General features: G+C 75.7%; 16 protein-coding genes. 5 read left to right on the top strand and 11 right to left on the bottom strand.

What is annotated here, in order from left to right:
- Nucleotides 1-7: 7 nt before the first annotated feature.
- A complete protein-coding gene (locus ASG76_RS05155) occupies nucleotides 8-886 on the top strand; it encodes a universal stress protein (RefSeq protein ID WP_056600828.1) in 879 nt (292 codons plus the stop codon).
- Between the two features lie 22 nt (nucleotides 887-908).
- Here ASG76_RS05155 and ASG76_RS05150 read toward each other — a convergent pair whose 3' ends face one another.
- The 5 genes from ASG76_RS05150 to ASG76_RS05130 all read right to left on the bottom strand — a co-directional run bounded on the left by ASG76_RS05150 (nucleotide 909) and on the right by ASG76_RS05130 (nucleotide 5,830).
- Nucleotides 909-2,159, bottom strand: coding sequence for an NRAMP family divalent metal transporter (locus ASG76_RS05150; protein WP_056600827.1), 1,251 nt, complete (start codon nucleotides 2,157-2,159; stop codon nucleotides 909-911).
- Entirely contained in the window at nucleotides 2,156-3,004 is an 849-nt protein-coding gene (locus tag ASG76_RS05145; RefSeq protein WP_056600825.1) for a hypothetical protein, read from the bottom strand. The genes ASG76_RS05150 and ASG76_RS05145 overlap by 4 nt, the downstream gene beginning before the upstream one ends.
- The gene (locus ASG76_RS05140) at nucleotides 3,004-3,879 is read right to left on the bottom strand and encodes a universal stress protein (RefSeq protein WP_056600823.1); all 876 of its coding nucleotides are present in this window, start codon (nucleotides 3,877-3,879) and stop codon (nucleotides 3,004-3,006) included. Before ASG76_RS05140 ends, ASG76_RS05145 begins: the two co-directional genes overlap by 1 nt.
- Before the next feature lie 5 nt (nucleotides 3,880-3,884).
- Nucleotides 3,885-4,178, bottom strand: a complete 294-nt coding sequence (locus tag ASG76_RS05135) for a DUF1876 domain-containing protein (protein ID WP_056600821.1) — start codon at nucleotides 4,176-4,178, stop codon at nucleotides 3,885-3,887.
- 146 nt (nucleotides 4,179-4,324) lie between these two features.
- Entirely contained in the window at nucleotides 4,325-5,830 is a 1,506-nt protein-coding gene (locus tag ASG76_RS05130) for an AAA family ATPase (protein ID WP_056600819.1), read from the bottom strand.
- A 279-nt stretch (nucleotides 5,831-6,109) separates the two neighbouring features.
- On the opposite strand from ASG76_RS05130, the gene ASG76_RS05125 reads away from it, so the two are divergent.
- Nucleotides 6,110-7,120, top strand: coding sequence for a hypothetical protein (locus ASG76_RS05125; RefSeq protein ID WP_157558951.1), 1,011 nt, complete (start codon nucleotides 6,110-6,112; stop codon nucleotides 7,118-7,120).
- Here ASG76_RS05125 and ASG76_RS05120 read toward each other — a convergent pair.
- Nucleotides 7,096-7,431: a cupin domain-containing protein gene (locus ASG76_RS05120; RefSeq protein WP_056600814.1), complete on the bottom strand. Its 336-nt coding sequence runs from the start codon at nucleotides 7,429-7,431 to the stop codon at nucleotides 7,096-7,098. The genes ASG76_RS05125 and ASG76_RS05120 overlap by 25 nt on opposite strands.
- A gap of 54 nt (nucleotides 7,432-7,485) precedes the next feature.
- Complete coding sequence (locus ASG76_RS05115) at nucleotides 7,486-9,084, bottom strand: PucR family transcriptional regulator (RefSeq protein WP_056600812.1); 1,599 nt, start codon at nucleotides 9,082-9,084, stop codon at nucleotides 7,486-7,488.
- A 102-nt stretch (nucleotides 9,085-9,186) separates the two neighbouring features.
- On the opposite strand from ASG76_RS05115, the gene ASG76_RS05110 reads away from it, so the two are divergent.
- Nucleotides 9,187-10,599 (top strand): NAD(P)/FAD-dependent oxidoreductase, encoded by a 1,413-nt coding sequence (locus ASG76_RS05110; RefSeq protein ID WP_235529412.1) that lies wholly within the window; start codon nucleotides 9,187-9,189, stop codon nucleotides 10,597-10,599.
- A 30-nt stretch (nucleotides 10,600-10,629) separates the two neighbouring features.
- Here ASG76_RS05110 and ASG76_RS19250 read toward each other — a convergent pair whose 3' ends face one another.
- Both ASG76_RS19250 and ASG76_RS19245 read right to left on the bottom strand, forming a co-directional pair.
- Nucleotides 10,630-11,277 (bottom strand): response regulator transcription factor, encoded by a 648-nt coding sequence (locus tag ASG76_RS19250; protein WP_056600811.1) that lies wholly within the window; start codon nucleotides 11,275-11,277, stop codon nucleotides 10,630-10,632.
- Entirely contained in the window at nucleotides 11,277-11,681 is a 405-nt protein-coding gene (locus ASG76_RS19245) for a hypothetical protein (protein WP_162254083.1), read from the bottom strand. The genes ASG76_RS19250 and ASG76_RS19245 overlap by 1 nt, the downstream gene beginning before the upstream one ends.
- Nucleotides 11,682-11,771: 90 nt before the next feature.
- Between ASG76_RS19245 and ASG76_RS05095 the strand changes: the two genes are divergently transcribed.
- Together ASG76_RS05095 and ASG76_RS05090 are read left to right on the top strand one after the other, a co-directional pair.
- Complete coding sequence (locus tag ASG76_RS05095) at nucleotides 11,772-12,233, top strand: response regulator (RefSeq protein ID WP_162254082.1); 462 nt, start codon at nucleotides 11,772-11,774, stop codon at nucleotides 12,231-12,233.
- Between the two features lie 18 nt (nucleotides 12,234-12,251).
- Nucleotides 12,252-13,880 (top strand): GAF domain-containing protein, encoded by a 1,629-nt coding sequence (locus tag ASG76_RS05090; protein WP_056600806.1) that lies wholly within the window; start codon nucleotides 12,252-12,254, stop codon nucleotides 13,878-13,880.
- 183 nt (nucleotides 13,881-14,063) lie between these two features.
- Here the strand turns inward: ASG76_RS05090 and ASG76_RS05085 are convergent, their stop codons facing one another.
- The gene (locus tag ASG76_RS05085) at nucleotides 14,064-15,269 is read right to left on the bottom strand and encodes a thiolase family protein (protein ID WP_056600804.1); all 1,206 of its coding nucleotides are present in this window, start codon (nucleotides 15,267-15,269) and stop codon (nucleotides 14,064-14,066) included.
- A 161-nt stretch (nucleotides 15,270-15,430) separates the two neighbouring features.
- Nucleotides 15,431-16,636: a metabolite traffic protein EboE gene (gene eboE, locus ASG76_RS05080; protein WP_200948064.1), complete on the bottom strand. Its 1,206-nt coding sequence runs from the start codon at nucleotides 16,634-16,636 to the stop codon at nucleotides 15,431-15,433.
- Between the last annotated feature and the right edge of the window lies 1 nt (nucleotide 16,637).

Genomic DNA, 16,637 nt, shown 5'->3' with positions numbered 1-16,637 from the left:
TGATGACGTGGGACTGACGAACAAGGTGGACGGCGCCGTCGTGGTCGGCGTCGACGGCTCCGCCTCCAGCCTGGGTGCCCTCGACTGGGCGGCCGACCAGGCGCGCCTCGAGGACCGTCCGCTCACCCTCGTGCACGTGAGCACGCTCGGCGGGCTCACCAGCCCCGACATCGACTCGGGCACCATCTCGGCGGTGATGCACGCCGAGGGGCGCAGCGTGCTGCAGCGTGCCCACGCCCGTGCCGCGGCGCACCAGGTCCGCGACCTGCGCTCCGACCTCGTCATGGACGACCCGCGCCGCGCGCTGCTGGAGGCCTCCCGGCGCGCGCACCTGCTGGTCGTGGGCTCCCGCGGTCGCGGGCCGGTCGCCAGCCTGCTGCTCGGATCCGTCGGCACCGCGCTGAGCCAGCACGCGCGCTGCCCCGTCGTCGTACGCCGCCCCGGCGCCGGCACCGGGGCGGAGGACCCCGACGGTCCGGGCGTCCTGGTGGCGACCGACGGGCTGCCGCACTCGGAGGCGGCGGTGGCGTGGGCGTGCCACCTGGCGGCGCTGCGGCGCCTGCCGCTCACAGTGGTGCGCACGGTCTTCGACGGCCTGCCGCCCGGCCCCGTGGCGGCCGACGACCCGGCCCACAAGGACGTCCGCGCCCGGCTCGACGAGCTGGCCGCGCGCCTGCGCCACCACCACCCGGCGCTCGAGGTGTCGGTGTGGCTCGAGCGCGGCCTGGCCGACGACGCGCTGGTGCGGGCGGCCGCCGGGGCCGACGTGGTCGTGCTCGGCGCCCACGCGCGGCGCTCGGTGCTCGACCTGCTCGACCTCGACGTCACCACGAGCGTGGTGGAGCGGGCGCCGGGGCTGGTCGCGGTGGTGCCGGAGCCGCGGTGACCCTCCGGACACGCCGGTGATGTCACAGCACCGTCAGCACCAGCAGCGCGACCACGCAGGCGGTGACGAAGGCGATCACGGCGAGCCGGGCGACCCGGCCGGCGCGTGACGAGACCGCCGTCCCCATCACCTCCGGGTCGCCCGAGAGGCGGTGCATGAGCACCAGCAGCGGCAGCAGCAGGACCGCGTTGAGCACCTGGGTCAGCACCAGCACGGGCACCAGCGGCATGCCGGGGACGAGCACCACCGCCGCGGCGACCGCGGTGACGCCGATGAAGGTGGAGTAGAACAGCGGGGCCCGCCGGAAGCCGTCGTCGAGGGCGCCCTCGTGGCCGGTGAACTCGGCGACGCTGTAGGCCGTCGAGAGCGGCAGGACGGCCGCCGCGAGCAGCGCCGCGCCGACCAGGCCGACGCCGAACACCGTGCCGGCGAACCGTCCGGCCAGGGGCTCCAGCGCGGCAGCGGCGTCGGCGGCCGACTCGATCCGCACCCCGGTCACGTGCAGGGTCTCCGCGCACGTCACCACCACGAAGAACCCGATGACGCCGGTCAGCACCGACCCGGTCACCACGTCCACGCGCTCGTAGGACAGGTCGGCGGTGGTGAGCTTCTTGTCCACTGCGTAGGACTGGATGAAACTGAGGCCCCACGGCGCCAGGGTCGTGCCGACGACGGCCACGAGCACCGTGAGTGACTCCCGGTCGAGCGGAGTCGACGGCACGAGCAGCCCCCTCGCGGCACCACCCCAGTCGGGACCGACCGCGAGGCCTGCGACGACGTAGGCGACGAAGACTGCGGCGAGGGCCATGAAGAGGTGCTCCACGCGGTGGAAGCGCCCGCGCAGCACCAGCACGCACACCAGCACCGCGGCCGCCGGCACCGAGACCTGGCGCGGGACGCCGAAGAGCTCGCCCCCGGCCGCCACCCCGGCGAGCTCGGCGCACGCGGTGCCGACGTTGGCGACCAGGAGCAGCAGCAGCGCGGCCGCGCCGGTGCGCACCCCGTAGCGGTCGCGCACCAGGCCCATCAGTCCCTGGCCGGTGGCGACGCCCATCCGCGCGGCGAGGTCGTGGAAGAGCACGAGGGCGATCGTGGACAGCAGGAGCACCCACAGCAGCTGGTAGCCGTGGTCGGCCCCCAGGACGCTGTACGTCGTGATGCCCGCGGGGTCGTCGTCCGACAGCCCGGCGAGCAGCCCCGGCCCGACGACGGCCACCAGCGTGGCCACCCGGGTCCGCCGCCCGGTGCGTGCGGGGGCCTCCTGGGTGGTCATCGGCCGCCTCCGGGCGGCCGGTGCAGGCGCCAGCCCTCGGTGCGGCGGAAGCGGCGGCGGGCCACGGGGGAGCCGCCCCGGCCCAGTCGGCGTACGGTCCGCGCGTGCTCGTCGGCCGCCTCGACGACCAGTCCCTCCTGCTCGGCGTGCGACAGGCCCGCCACGATGCGACGGCCGGTGCGCGGGTGGCTCTGGTGCAGCGCGGCCGCCGCGTGCGCCGGCTCCACGGCACGGACCACGTCGAGCGCACGCGGCGTGCTCAGCCGGGTGAGGAGCTCGGCCAGGCCGCGCGGGTCCAGGCGGCGGAACGGCGCGGCGTCGGCGTCGAGCTGCACCAGGTGCCCCCGCGGCGAGGTGAGATGCAGGTGCTGCCACTCCAGGGCGAGCACGCCGCGGCCGACGAAGCCGAGGCCGAGGCGACGCAGCAGGCCCGCCGTGCCGAGGTCCACGCCGACGACCTCGAGACCGCCGCCGGCGTCGCGGCGCAGGAGGACGTCGGAGACCCGGGACAGGCGCCGGCCCCGGAGGTCGACGACCTGCGTGTCCAGCACGTCGCGCGCCAGCAGCAGCTCGTCGCGCGCGAGCGGGAGGTGGTGGGCGTCGACGCCCCAGGCCGCCAGGTCGAGCGGGCGGTCCTGCTCGACCACGTCGCGCGGCACGAGTGCCGTGACGTCACCGGCGCGGACCAGCACCCGCAGCACCGGGGGCCGGTCGGGCCTCAGGCGCACGGTCAGGTCCGTGACGCGGCCGGACCGGTCACCGCCCGCGGTCGCGACACGTCGCCCGACCTCGTCCGTGAGCAGCAGGTCGGCCCCCGCCGGTCCGGGGGCGCGTCCGGGCCCCATCAGGGCGTCGTACGACGCGGGCGGGGCTCGGGGACCACCGCCACGGGTGCGTCCGCGCGCTCGAGCACCGCGGTCGCGACCGACCCGGTCAGCACGCGGTCGAGCGAGGTCATCGGGTGGCGGCCCACCACGATCAGCTCCCACCCGCCGTGGCGTGGGTCGAGGGCCTGGTCGGCCAGCCCCTGGCGCACGGTGAGGGTCACCGGCACGCCGGGGTAGTCCTCCGAGAGCCCGGCCACCGACTCGGCCAGGGCCGCGTGGAGCTGCTCGAGCCCCGGGACGTCGGGCTCCGCGTCGTCCGTGCTGCGGGCACGCGCCGCGACGGCGACCGCGTCGTAGACGGAGTGCAGCACCGTCAGCGGCTCGCCGCGCAGGAAGGCCTGGCGGTAGGCGAACTCGACGACCGGCAGCGACTCCGGGGTGCCGTCCGCGCCGACCACCACGCCGCCGCGGCGCTCGACGTCCTGCAGGGGGCGGCACACCACGACGGGGCAGGCCGCGTGGGCGCTGACTGCCGCGCTGACGGAGCCGAGGAGCATGCTGCTGAGCGGTCCACGCCCGCGCGAGCCGAGCACCACCATGTGCGCGTGGGCGCTGGCGTCGACGAGCAGCTGGCGGGGGTCGCCGACCCCGACCAGCGAGACGACCGGCCCCTCGGGGTGCAGCGCACGCGCGGCCTCGACCGCCTCGGCGGCGGCGTCCGGCGCGGTGGTCGCCTCGTCACCGGTGACCGCGACGGCCAGCACGGTGAGCCGCCGGTGCTCGAGGGCGGCCTGGTCCGCGGCCCACCGCACGGCACGTCGCGCGTGCGCGGACCCGTCGACGGCGACGGCGACCGCACCTCGCAGGTGCTCGGGGTCCCACGGCCGGGGCATGGCCGTCAGGAGGGTTCGGACCAGCCGGCCGCCACCCCGGTGCTGGTGGCGTCGGTCGGGTCGTTGGCGGCGATGTCATCGATGGCGGCGTCCAGCAGCTCGTGCGCCAGGCCAGCCAGGGCGCGGGAGACTGCCAGCTCGTCTCCGATCTCCGGGACCTCGCGGTCGGTCGGGTGCTTGCGGGCCGAGGCGTCGTGGTGGCGCTCGGGACCCGCGTCGGTGTGCAGGACGGCGCGGGCCCGGGTGCGCCCGTCGTCCTCGAACAGGTTGATGGTCACGTGCCACGTCCGGGTGTGCATGGCGTCCTCCTGGGGGCCGGGTTGTCCCTGCTCCCATGCTGCGGCTCCGCGGCGCTGCGGGCAGCGGTCGGACGGCCCACGTGCCCGGGACGTTGGTCCCACGGGCCTGCGTCTCCCGAAGCAGCGACAACGAGGGGAGTCCCGGCTCAGTCGGGCTCCAGCCGCGGACGCCGCCGCAGCAGCGGCGCCCGACGGGCACCGGGGCGCACCTCGGCGCACGCCCGGTCCGCGCAGTCGGCGGGGGAGCGGCGCATGTCGACCGCCGTGCTGCCCGGCCACGGTGCCTCGCGCCGCCGCAACCTCCGGGCCACCTCCTCGTCGGCGTCGGAGATGCCGGCGCGCCCCCGGATCCGCTCGGCGGCGGCCTCCGCGCCCAGCTCGCAGCGCAGCTGCACCAGCCGGGCGTGGGCGCCGGCCGCGAGGTCGACGGCGAGCTCGCGCTCGGCCGCGTCGGTCCAGGACGCGTCCAGCACCACCGACTCCCCGCGTCGCAGGAGCAGCTCGGCGCGGCGCAGCATGTCGGCGTACGTCGCGCGCGTGCGCTCGGGGCTGTAGATGCCGGCTCCGAAGCCGGCCGCGGCGCCCGCCTCGGGGTCGAGCCCCGCGGCCTCCTTGCGGAGCCGGTCGCTGCTGAGCACGACCATGCCGAGACGGTCGGCCAGGTCGTGGGCCAGCGTCGTCTTGCCGACCCCGGGCGGGCCGCCCACGAGCACCAGGGCGACGGCGCCGGTGAGCAGGTGGTCGCGCGCCATCTCGGCGTACGCCGTGACCCGCTCGGGAGGGGGGCGGTCGAGCTGGGCCCCGCTGAGGCAGCCGACCTTGGCGCGCACGAAGGCGCGGTAGGCGATGAAGTGGTGCACGAGCGCCGGAGGAGCTGTGTCGCCGACGAGGTCGGCCCAGGTCTCCACGAGCTGCGCGGCGAGGCCCGGGGCGCCGGCGTCCTCGAGCCCCATCGCCAGGAAGGCCACGTCGTCGAGCCGGTCGAGGTGGCGCAGGGCGTCGTCGAACTCCAGGCAGTCGAGCAGCCGCGGCCCGTCGGGCAGGCAGAAGATGTCGTCGAGCGTGAGGTCGCCGTGCCCGTCCACGACCGCCCTGCGTCGGACTCGGTCGGCGAACAGGTCGTCGCGGCCCGCCAGGAACTCGTGCACGAGGGTCTCCACCTCGGTGAGGAGCACACCGGGCAGCGCGGTCCCGGCGTAGGGACGGGTCTGGGCGAAGCTGGCGTCCCAGCGGGCGGTGATCGCCATCCGGCTGCCCTGCACGTCGATGTGGGGGCCGCGGGCGGCGCTGCTGTGGAAGGCACCCAGCACGCGGGCGATCCGGTCCACCTCGTCGCGTACGTCGACGCCGCGCCGCAGCAGCCCGGAGAGCCGGGCGTCCTCGGGCATCCGCCTCATGACCACGGCGGGCTCCGTGGTGCCGTCGGGGTCGACGAGCCCGCCGACGCCGAGGTAGACGTCGGGCGCGAGCCGTCGGTTGAGCGCCACCTCGCGCTCGCACACCCGCCGGCGGGTCTCGGGCTCGGTGAAGTCGAGGAAGCCGAGCGCGACGGGCTTCTTGACCTTCCAGGCCCGCTCGCCGAGCAGCACGACGGTGCCGGAGTGGGTCTCGCGGACGGCAGCCCACGGCTCGCGTGACGCGGTGGCGTCCATGCCTCCAGCCTCGTCCGGGGCACCCCCTGGCGCCAGCGGCGATGTGCCTGCCCGGTCGGGTCCCGGGTCCCGGCCTCCCGGGCGTTCCGGCCCTGCCGGAGGGCGGCGGGTCCGGTCATGCTGGAGGGGCGGGCAGGAGGAGGTCGGACGATGCACCGGACCGGATCCCTGCCGCGTGGCCGGTCTCCGCACCGGTCCGCGGCCCGGTCCAGGCCTGTCGCCCGCGTCGTCCGGACGGCACTTCTCCTGCTCGTCCTGCTCGTGACGAGCCTCGGGACGGTGTCCGTCGGGGCCGCGCCGGGCGCCGTGCCGTCGCCGCTGGATCCCGGTGCGCTGCCGCGCGGCCCCGACCCCGCGCTCGCCCACCTCGTCCACGGCTGGATCCGGGACGGCGACCAGCGCGTGCGCGCACCCCTGGGCCGCGCCACCCACCAGTCGCTGTGGGCGGTCGACGGCGGCTACGTCGTCCGAGACGTCGACGTCGGCGTGCACCACCGCGTGCGGGTCCGCTTCGTCGCCGCCGGCTCCGAGCGCAGCCTCGTCACGCCGACGCAGAGGTGGGTGGGCGTCGCCGTGTCGCCCGACGGCCGGCAGGTGGCGCTGCAGGAGGAGGTCGGCGGCACCGGTGTGCGGTCCCGCGTCACGGTGGTGCGCCCGGCGACCGGTCGGGTGCTCGCGCGCCGCACCTTCCGGCTGGCGTCCCTGGTCGCGGTGACCCGGGACCGGGTGCTGCTGGGGCGGCGTACGCACTGGCGTGACCCGGCCACCGTCTGGTGGACCTACCGCGGCCCGGACCGCGACCGGATGCGCCGGATCCACGACCAGGCGGCCGTGCGGGCCGACGTGGTCCACGACCGGGTCGTGCTCTCCACCTCGCCACCGGGGGAGTTCTGCCTGCGGGTGGCCGCGCTGTCCCGCCCGGCGCACACCCTGTGGCGCTCGTGCCGCCTCGCCCCGCACCAGTGGTCGCCCGACGGCACCCACGTGCTGCTGACCCACACCTACTTCGACGCCGCCGGCACCGACACCTGGTGGGTCGCCGACGGGCGCACCGGGCGGGTGGTGGCGGAGGTCTCCGGGCGGCTGGACTGGCACGCGGTCTGGGAGGACGACTCCCACTTCCTCACGCTCGCGCAGTCGTCGACCGGTACGGCGGCCGCCGTCCGCTGCGACCTCACCGGTGCCTGCGAGCGGGCGAGCAGGACGTGGGACGTGCCGCTGCCCGACCCGTCGGTCTACTACGCCCCGCCCCCGGTCGTGCTGGCTCAGGCCTCGATGCCGGTGAAGTAGACCTTGCGCAGCGTCTCGTGGACCGTCCAGGTCGTCCGGTCGCCCGCGCGCAGCCGGACCGTCGAGGACGGCCCCAGCTCCAGGACGGTGCCGTCGTCGAACGCCACGCTCGCCGACCCCGACAGGACCACGAAGACCTCGTCGACCTCCACGTCGGTGGCCGTGCCCGGGGTCATCTCCCACACGCCGACCTCGGCGCCGGCGACGGCGGCGAGGGCCCGTGACCCGGTGCGCGGGTCGCCGCTGACGACCGTCGACGGCTCGACCGGCGCCAGGGGACAGGGCTGGCCGGTGTCCAGGACGCGCTGCATGGAATGAGATCCTGCCGTGCTGCCGGCGCCGCGACGCCTGACGCGCTGTCGGGGTCAGGACCGCTGGCGTGACACTTCGTCGGCCAGCAGGGCCAGGTGCAGCGAGAGCCGCACCTCGGCGTCGTCGAGGTCGACGCCGAGCACGGCCTGGATCTTGGCGAGCCGGTCGTAGAAGGCCGCGCGCGAGAGGTGCAGGCTCGCCGCGGCGTCGGTCTTGCTGGCGGGGTGGTCGAGGAACGCCCGGAGCGCCACGAGCAAGGTCCCGCGGTCCGCGTCGGCCTCGCGCAGCCGGTGCAGCTCGCGCTCGACGAAGACGCGGATCCGGTCGTCGTCGCCGAGGAGGGCCAGCAGGCCCCGGACGTGCAGGTCCGCGAGCCGGCGCACCGCGGCGCCCGCCGGTCCCGTGGTCACCGTCGTCGCCGGGACCGCGTCGGCGACCTGGCGCGCCTCGAGGAGCGAGGTGCCGATGCCGTCCAGCGTGGGGCTCGCTCGTCCCGCGGCGACCAGGAGCGGCGTCACGCCCTGCACCCGTGCGGCGAGCCGGTCGGCGACGGGGTCGGGGTCGGACGTCGCCGGCACCGAGACCAGCACCCGCACCTCGCGGTCGGCCTCGCACACCAGCGCCGGGACCCGCAGCCCGTGGGCGGCCCGGACGAAGGCCGACACGACCTCCCCGACGTCCTGAGGACCGGCCGCGACAGGTCGGCGCGCGACCATGCCGAGGAAGCGTCGGCGACGCGTGGGGAAGCCCGCCACCTCGCACCGGTCGAGCAGGCCGGGGGTGTCCGGGGCGGACTGCAGGGCGGTCATCAGCTCGTGGTGCACGCGTCGCACCGCGTTGTCGCGGTCGCGGTCGTGCAGGCGGTGCAGCGCGAGGGCGGCGGCCGCGCGCTCCGCGACCGCGACCAGCCGCTGGGACGGCCGCTCCGGCGAGGCGATCACCAGCCGGCCCCAGTCGCGCTCGGCCGTGCCCAGCCGGGTCACCAGCCAGCCGGCCTTCTCGTCCCAGCCGGTGCGCCGGGCGACGGTGACGCGCGAGGACCGCGCCTGCCAGTTGTCGAGGAACCCGGCAGCCGGTGCGGAGCCGGTGAGGAAGTCCAGCGGTCGGTGCTCGGCGTTCTCCAGCACCACCGGACCGCCGGTCAGTCGGCACACGGCGTCGAGGATCTCGGCCGGACCGGCCTGGGCGAAGCTGAGCTCGGTGAAGGTCTCGTGCACGCGCTGGGCGTCCACCAGCTCGTGCAGCTGCGCGTCGACGACGCGCTCGCCGATGGCCTGCGTGAGGGCGGCGAAGCGGGTCACGTGGGTGAGCACCACCAGCGGCACGGACTGCTCGCGGCACGCCTCCACCAGGCTCGAGGGCACGGCGTCGGTCCAGCGGGTGCCGAGCTCGACGACCAGCCCCGAGCTCTCGGCCTCGGCGAGGTCCTCGGCGAAGCGCCGCAGGCCCTCGACGTCGGCGTCGTCGGGCAGCCCGGTGCCCATCGTGAGCACGAGGTCGCCGGGACGCAGCAGCGGCACGACGTCGCGCTGCTCGGTGGCGTGCGCCCAGCGCACCGGCCGGCCGAGCAGCTCCTCGCCGACCACGACGACGGGCTCCGCGCGCTGGAACGCGGGCAGCTGGAGCGCTTCGGCGACGGTCAGCGAGGACATGGCGCGAGTGTCGCAGACGGCCCGACGAAGTGTCGTGCTTCGCGCACGGTGCCGGACGTTGTGGCGGGCCGTGCGCCGATGGTCGCACGGCAGACTCCGGACGTGTCCCGAGCCCCCGCGACGACTGCCTACGAGCGGCACGCCCCCGACCCCCGCGTCGTCGAGCACGCGCTGCGGCCCTCGCGGCAGGCGGTGTTCTGGCTCGAGGGCGCCGGGACGCCCCCCGTCGCGGCCCCGCTCACCGCCCCGACCCGCGCCGACCTGGTCATCGTCGGTGGTGGCTACCTGGGGCTCTGGACCGCGGTGGGGGCCAAGCGGCGCGACCCCGGCCAGCACGTGGTCCTGCTCGAGGCCGAGCGCGTCGGGTGGGCGGCCTCGGGGCGCAACGGCGGGTTCTGCGAGGCCTCGATCACCCACGGCGAGGCCAACGCGCGCGCCCGCTGGCCCGAGGAGCACGACGTCCTGCACCGGCTCGGCGCGGACAACCTGGACGGCTTCGCCGACGACGTACGCACCCTGGGCCTGGACTGCGAGTGGGAGCGCACCGGCGTCGTCCAGGCGGCGGTCGAGGAGCACGAGCTGGACTGGCTGGGCGCCGACCGCCTCGACGCGGCGCAGGTGCGCGCGCTGGTCGACAGCCCGCTCTTCCTCGGCGGCACCAGGAACGCCGACGAGGCAGCGCTGGTGCACCCCGCGCGGCTCGCGCACGAGCTGGCCCGCGTCGCCCAGGAGCTCGGAGTGGTGGTCCACGAGGGCTCCCCGGTCGAGGGGCTCGGCCGTGACACCTCGGGCCGGGTGCGGGTCCGGACCGCGCGGGCCTCGGTCGTGGCCGATCGCGGGGTGCTGGCGACCAACGTCTTCCCCTCGCTCCTGCGCCGCAACCGGCTGATGACCGTGCCGGTCTACGACTACGTCCTGATGACCGAGCCGCTCAGCGCCGCTCAGCGCGCGGCGATCGGCTGGGCCGGGCGCGAGGGCCTCGGCGACCTCGCCAACCAGTTCCACTACTCCCGGCTCACCGCCGACGACCGCATCCTCTACGGCGGCTACGACGCGATCCACCACCTCGGGGGCCGGCTGCGCGAGCGCTACGAGGACCGGCCGGCGAGCTTCGCCCGGCTGGCGTCGCACTTCTTCGCGACCTTCCCGCAGCTCGAGGGCCTCACCTTCACCCACCGCTGGGCAGGCGCGATCGACACGTGCACCCGCTTCGCGGCGTTCTACGGCCTCGCGCACGGCGGCCGGGTGGCGTACGCCGCCGGGTTCACCGGGCTGGGCGTCGGGGCGACGCGCTTCGCCGCCGACGTGCTGCTCGACCTGCTCGCGGGGCAGCCGACCGAGCGGACCGCGCTGGAGATGGTGCGCCGCCGCCCGCTGCCGTTCCCGCCCGAGCCGGTCGCGGCGCTCGGCATCGAGCTGACCCGTCGCTCGCTGGACCGCGCCGACCACCGGCAGGGGCGGCGCAACGCCTGGCTGCGCGCGCTCGACGCCGCCGGCCTCGGCTTCGACTCCTGAGTCGCCCGGACGGCCCTGGCCGGCTGCAGGTCAGCGCCCGGGCAGCAGCCCCTCGCGCACGGCGATCGCGAGCGCCTCGAGCTTGGAGTGCGCCCCGAGCTTGGCCGAGAGGTTGGCGATGTGGTTGCGCACGGTGTGCACGCTGACGGTCAGGCGCTCAGCGATGGCGGCGTTGCTGAGGCCCTCGGCCACCAGGTCGAGTACCTCGCGCTCGCGCTCGGTGAGCTGCTGGCGGTCCGCGCCGCCGCCTCCGCGCAGTCGCGGCAGCAGCCGCGCCAGCAGCTCGGGGGAGATGACCGCCTCACCCGCGGCGGCGGCGCGCACGGTGGCCGCCACCTCGGCCAGGCTGCGGGTCTTCGACACGAAGCCGCACGCCCCGGCCTCGATGGCCTCCACGAGCAGGTGGTCGCCGGGGCTGGCGGTGAGGACCGCGATGCGCAGGCCCGGTCGCAGCCGGAGCAGCTCGGGGATGGCCGCCACGCCGTCGCCGTCCGGCATCCGGTGGTCGAGCAGCAGCACGTCGGGCGCCGCGGTGCCGATCATGGTGCGCGCCTGGGCGAGCGTCCCGGCCACGCCGACGCTGACCAGGTCGTCCTCCTGGTCGAGCACGGTGGCCAGGCTGGTGGCGAGCACGTCGTGGTCGTCGGCGATCATCACACGGATCGGGGAGCCGGCCATCAGTCCCTCCCCAGGGAGCGGTTGGCCATGGCGGGCGCCGGGACGTTGAACACCACGTCGTGCACGCCGGTCACCATCCGGTTCCCCGCGGCGATGACGAAGGCGCCGGTCGCCGCGTTGGTCTCGCGGGTGCGGCTCGCCTCGAGCTCCTCGAGGCTGGCCCAGTAGACGGTCGCGCAGAGCTCGTGCGAGCCGCGGTCCATCAGCATCGTCGCGCCGCGGTAGCCCGGCAGCGCCGCCACCTCGGGGAGCAGCAGGTCGAGCATCATGTCGATCGCCTCCCGGTCGGGGGCCGCGTCGACCTGCAACCGCCACGTGCGCGCGTAGAGCACGCCGGACGCGTCCGTCGCGACCGTGTCGTCGTTGTCGCCGTCGTCCGTCCGGTCGTGTGCCTGGTCGTCCACCGTGCCCCCCGCCGACTGGTACATGGGTACTAGAGCGTGCCATACGCCGAGGGGGCGCGCGCGGGCCTGCGCATCCGAGATCATCGACAGGTGAGGTCAGCAGGGCTCGGCGCGCCGGTGACGGTGCTCGTCGCCGACGACGACGCCGCCTTCCGCGAGGCCCTGGTCGACGTGCTGTCCGCCGACGAGCGGTTCACGGTGGTCGGCACCGCCGCCTCCGGCGCCGAGGTTCCCCCGATGTGCGCGCGGCTGCGCCCCGACCTGGTCCTCGTCGACGTACGCATGTCGGGAGGGGGCGTCGACCTCGCGCGCGCCCTCCGCGCGCAGGAGGGCAGGCGTCCCCTGGTCGTCGCGGTGTCGGCGCAGACCGGCGTCACCACGGTCGCGGCGATGCTGTCGGCCGGGGCCCGCGGATACCTCGCCAAGGGCCGCCTCGGCGCCACGCTTCCCGACTCCCTGGCGCGGGTGGCGGCGGGCGAGCGCGTGCTGGAGGTGCCGGGGGCCGAGGAGGCGCTGCGGCTGGTGGAGGAGCCCCTCGCCCCCGGGTCCTGAGGCGTCTACGGTGACGAGGTGGACGCAGGAGGGGGCGACGCGCAGCAGGCGTCCGGGCTGGCCAGCGAGGCCGTCTTCCGGGTGCTCGACGCCACCCCGAGCGCCATCGTCGCGCTCGACCCCGACCTGGTCGCGGTGTACGCCAACAGCCGCGTCACCGAGCTCTACGGGCACGAGCCGCACGACCTGGTCGGGCGCCCGCTCTCCGAGCGCCTTCCCGGCCTGGCCGCCTTCGTCGAGTCGGTGCGCGCGCTGGACGGCCAGCGCGCCGCGCGCGCGGAGCTGACGAGGCCCGACGGCCGGGCGCTCAGCGTGATGGCGCGGCTCACCCGCTTCGAGACGGACCGGGGCGAGCTCCTGGTGGTGACGGCCAGCGACCTCGGCCCCCGCGAGGAGGCCGAGCGACGTCGGCGTACGACCAGCCGGGCCTACCTCACCCTGGTGCGCATCACCCAGGCGGTCGCGCGGGCCAGCACCGAGCGCGACCTCTACGAGGCCGCGTGCCGGGCCGCGGTGGAGGAGGGGGAGTACCTCGGCGCGTGGGTGTGCCGTCCGGGCCCCGGGCACACCGTGGTGACCGAGAGCCGTGCCGGGCGGCTCGACGACTACATCGACTCCCTCGAGATCTCGACCGACGCGGACGACCCGCGGGGCAACGGTCCGACGGCGCTGGCGCTGCGCACGGGCAGGCCCTACTTCGCCACCGACTTCCAGCGCGACGACGCGACCGCTCCCTGGCGCGAGCTGGCGCGCTCCCACGGCATCGCGGCGTCGGCGACGATGCCGCTGCGCCGCGGCGGTCGCACCACGGCGGTGCTCACGCTGTGGTCGCGCAGCGCGGACGCCTTCGACGCCGAGATGCGCAGCCTGCTCGACAGCCTCGCCGGCAACGTCTCCTTCGCGCTCGACACCCTCGCCACGCGCGACCGGTACCAGCGGGTGGCGGCCCAGCGCACCGACCTGCTGCGCCGTCTCGTCGTCGCCCAGGAGGAGGAGCGGGCCCGCATCGCCGCCGACGTCCACGACGACTCCGTGCAGACCATGGCCGCCGTCGACCTGCGCCTGGGCCTGCTGATGAGGCGGGTGCGTGAGGTCGCGCCCGAGCTCGAGCCGGCCGTCGCCCAGCTGCAGGAGATGGTCTCCGCCGCGACGGCGGGGCTGCGTGACCTGCTCTTCGACCTCGAGCCCGTGGCCGCCGGCGTCGACCTGGCCCAGCTGCTGCGTGACGTGCTCGACCGCACCTTCGAGGACGCCACGACCACGTGGACCCTCACCACGCCGCCGGGAGGGGCGCCCACCGAGCTCGCCGACGAGGTCAGCGTGCAGGGCATCCGCATCGTGCAGGAGGCGCTGCTCAACGTACGACGTCACGCCCGCGCCGGGCACGTCGAGGTCACCCTGCGTCCCGACGACGCCGGGGTCGAGGTGGAGATCGCCGACGACGGCGTGGGCCTCGACGCCGAGGCCCTGGTCGCCCGGCCCGGCCACCGCGGTGTGCGCACCATGCAGGACCGCGCCGAGATCGTCGGCGGCCGGTGCCGCATCGAGTCGGCGCCCGGGGCCGGGTGCACGGTCACCGTGTGGCTGCCGCGGGCGGTCACGCCGGTCGCGACGGTGCAGGGGGCCCCGGCCCGGCGGAGTCGATGACGGGGGATGACGACCACCCCGGGCCGGGGGTGTTGCACCGACCCGCTCCAGGGGGGCACATCAGAGGGCCGGCACCATCCAGTGTGCGCCTCCGCCGGCCCGCGTGCATGCCCCTGAGGCGTCGACTGCTCTGGTGCTGATGCACTAGGGAGCACCAGCCCCGGCAGCGCGGCTGGCCCGAGGTCAGGCGGCGTCCTCGTTCTCCAGCACCACCGCGAGCCCCTGCCCCACGCCGATGCAGATCGCGGCCAGGCCCCAGCGGTGGCCGTCGGCGCGCATCGCGGCGGCCAGGGTGCCGAGCACCCGCCCGCCGGAGGCGCCGAGGGGGTGGCCGAGCGCGATCGCGCCGCCCCGGGTGTTGACGACCTCGGGGTCCGACAGGCCACGTGCGAGCCAGGCGTCGACGCAGACGAGCGACTGGACGGCGAAGGCCTCGTTGAGCTCGACGACGCCGATGTCGGACCACGCGATGCCGGCGCGGGCCAGCGCCTTCTCCGCCGCCTCGACGGGGGCGTAGCCGAAGCGGTGCGGCTCGACGGCGTGGGTGCCGCGACCGGCGATCCGGGCCAGCGGGTCGAGGCCGATGCGGTCCGCGGCGGCGGCGGAGCCCAGCAGCACCGCGGACGCGCCGTCGCTGAGGGGGGAGGCGTTGCCGGCGGTGATGGTGCCGTCGGGGCGGAACGACGGCCTCAGCGCGCCGAGCGACTCCGGCGATGCGTCGGGCCGGATGCCCTCGTCGCGGGTCACGTCGGCGCCCTCGACGCCGACCACGAGGTCGTCGTAGAAGCCCGCCTCCCAGGCCGCGTGCGCGAGCTGGTGGGAGCGGGCGGCGAAGGCGTCCTGGCGCTCGCGCGGGACGCGGTGGATCTCCTGCAGCTGCTCGTTGGACTCGCCGAGCGAGACCGTCCACTCCGCCGGCATGCGCGGGTTGACCAGCCGCCAGCCGAGGGTGGTCGAGACGAGCTCGGCGTTGGCGGCAGGGAAGGCCCGCTCGGGCTTCGGCAGCACCCACGGTGCGCGCGTCATCGACTCGACGCCACCGGTCAGCACGATGTCGGCGTCGCCGGTCTCGATCGAGCGGGAGCCGAGCATGGCGGCGTCGAGGGACGACCCACACAGCCGGTTGACCGACGTGCCGGGCACCGAGACCGGGAGGCCGGCCAGGAGCGAGGCCATCCGCGCGACGTTGCGGTTGTCCTCGCCGGCACCGTTGGCGTTGCCCAGCACCACCTCGTCCACCTCACCGCCCTCGAGCCGCGTGCGCTCGAGCGCGGCCCGCAGCACGCCGGCGGCGAGGTCGTCGGGACGAGTCTTCGCCAGGGCGCCGCCGAACCGGCCGAACGGCGTGCGCGCGGTCGCGTAGAGGTGGGCCTGGGGGCTGGTGCTCATCAGCGTGCGTCCTTCGTGCGTGCGGGGGCAGGGGACGGCGGCCCGTGCTGCGTCGGACGCACCGCTGGGTCGCAGTCTGCAGGATCCGGAAGCCCACTCCGGACGCCCTCCCCGGACGAGCGCACCTCGGCGCCGCCGATCACGGCGGCACGTACGTCACCTCACGACCTGACGAGCAGGTCGCGCACCCACTCGAGCTCGCGGGACACGTAGTCCACGATGTCGCCGGTCTTGAGGTGTGCCGGCAGGACGTCCCAGGTGTAGGTCTCGATCTCGAGGTGCTCCGACAGCGGGGTGCTGGCGTGCAGTCGCATCGCGTCCTCGATGCCCGAGCGCGTGGTGCCGAACGGGCCGAGGTCGTCGAGGAAGACCGGCAGGTGGAAGTGCGTGCGCCACTCGCGCGGTCCATCGGGGTCGCGTCGGTAGGCGGCGATGGCGTCGGCCAGGTGGAGGTGGTGCACGTCGACGCCGTCGCGGCGCTCGGTCGTCTGGCTGAGGTAGATCGTGTCGGTGAAGGCCTCCAGGGCCTCGACCACCTGCGCGTCGACCCGGGGCACCCGCAGGGCCGAGGCGGCCTGCAGCTTGAGGATCGGCACCCCGGCGTCGACCAGCGACCCGAGCGACTGGCCCACGTCCTCGAAGCCGACCGACTGGTGGCAGATGTCGAACACCACGCCCAGGTGCCGGCGCACCAGGTCCTCGACCCGCGAGAGCGGCTCGCCGGTCAGTCGCGCGAGCGTCGTACGACCCGTGCGGGAGTGGACGTGCTGCTCGAAGAAGCGCACCGTCTCGTCCGTGGTCTCCAGCCAGCAGGCGGGCTCCGGCTCGAGCGCGAGCGCGACCTGCACCCCGGTGCGTCGCTCGAGCGCGACGAGGTGGGCCACGGCGCGCAGCAGGTGCTCGACCAGCGACTGCTCGTAGGCGTCGTCGACCACGTTGGCCCGGTAGGCCAGCGGTGCGGTCTGGATCGTGGGTCGGATGCCGGGCGCCGCGATGTCGGCCAGGACGTCGGCGACCTGCGTCGTGTAGTCGAGCCGCTCCTGGGTCGTCCAGTCGGGCTCGTAGACGTCCTCCATGACCGTGCGGCCCTTGAAGGGACCGTGCGGGAAGGCGTTGACGGTGTAGACGTAGAGGTCCTCGGCCGCCAGGAAGTCGCGCAGCTCGCCGCGGAGCCCGGCCGACCCGGCCAGCGTGGCGGCGGAGCTGCCCGAGAGCCGCAGCGACACCCCGAACGGCGCGTCGGGGGAGACCCGCGCCTTCACCGCGGGCACGAAGGTGCGCAGGCTCTCCCACATCTCCGGCCAGGTGTCGCCGGGGTGGACGAGCGTGGAGTACGTCAGGTGGCCGAGGCCGTCGGGAAGCAGCACG

The sequence above is a fragment of the Nocardioides sp. Soil774 genome (assembly GCF_001428125.1).
GTDB lineage: Bacteria > Actinomycetota > Actinomycetes > Propionibacteriales > Nocardioidaceae > Nocardioides.
This window is presented reverse-complemented; position numbering and strand designations above follow the sequence as displayed.

Excerpts from the sequence above, each read along its gene's own strand:
- ASG76_RS05150 (WP_056600827.1), bottom strand. The coding sequence starts at position 2,159 with ATGACCACCCAGGAGGCCCCCGCACGCACCGGGCGGCGGACCCGGGTG.
- ASG76_RS05145 (WP_056600825.1), bottom strand. The coding sequence starts at position 3,004 with ATGGGGCCCGGACGCGCCCCCGGACCGGCGGGGGCCGACCTGCTGCTC.
- ASG76_RS05140 (WP_056600823.1), bottom strand. The coding sequence starts at position 3,879 with ATGCCCCGGCCGTGGGACCCCGAGCACCTGCGAGGTGCGGTCGCCGTC.
- ASG76_RS05135 (WP_056600821.1), bottom strand. The coding sequence starts at position 4,178 with ATGCACACCCGGACGTGGCACGTGACCATCAACCTGTTCGAGGACGAC.
- ASG76_RS05130 (WP_056600819.1), bottom strand. The coding sequence starts at position 5,830 with ATGGACGCCACCGCGTCACGCGAGCCGTGGGCTGCCGTCCGCGAGACC.
- ASG76_RS05120 (WP_056600814.1), bottom strand. The coding sequence starts at position 7,431 with ATGCAGCGCGTCCTGGACACCGGCCAGCCCTGTCCCCTGGCGCCGGTC.
- ASG76_RS05115 (WP_056600812.1), bottom strand. The coding sequence starts at position 9,084 with ATGTCCTCGCTGACCGTCGCCGAAGCGCTCCAGCTGCCCGCGTTCCAG.
- ASG76_RS19250 (WP_056600811.1), bottom strand. The coding sequence starts at position 11,277 with ATGGCCGGCTCCCCGATCCGTGTGATGATCGCCGACGACCACGACGTG.
- ASG76_RS05085 (WP_056600804.1), bottom strand. The coding sequence starts at position 15,269 with ATGAGCACCAGCCCCCAGGCCCACCTCTACGCGACCGCGCGCACGCCG.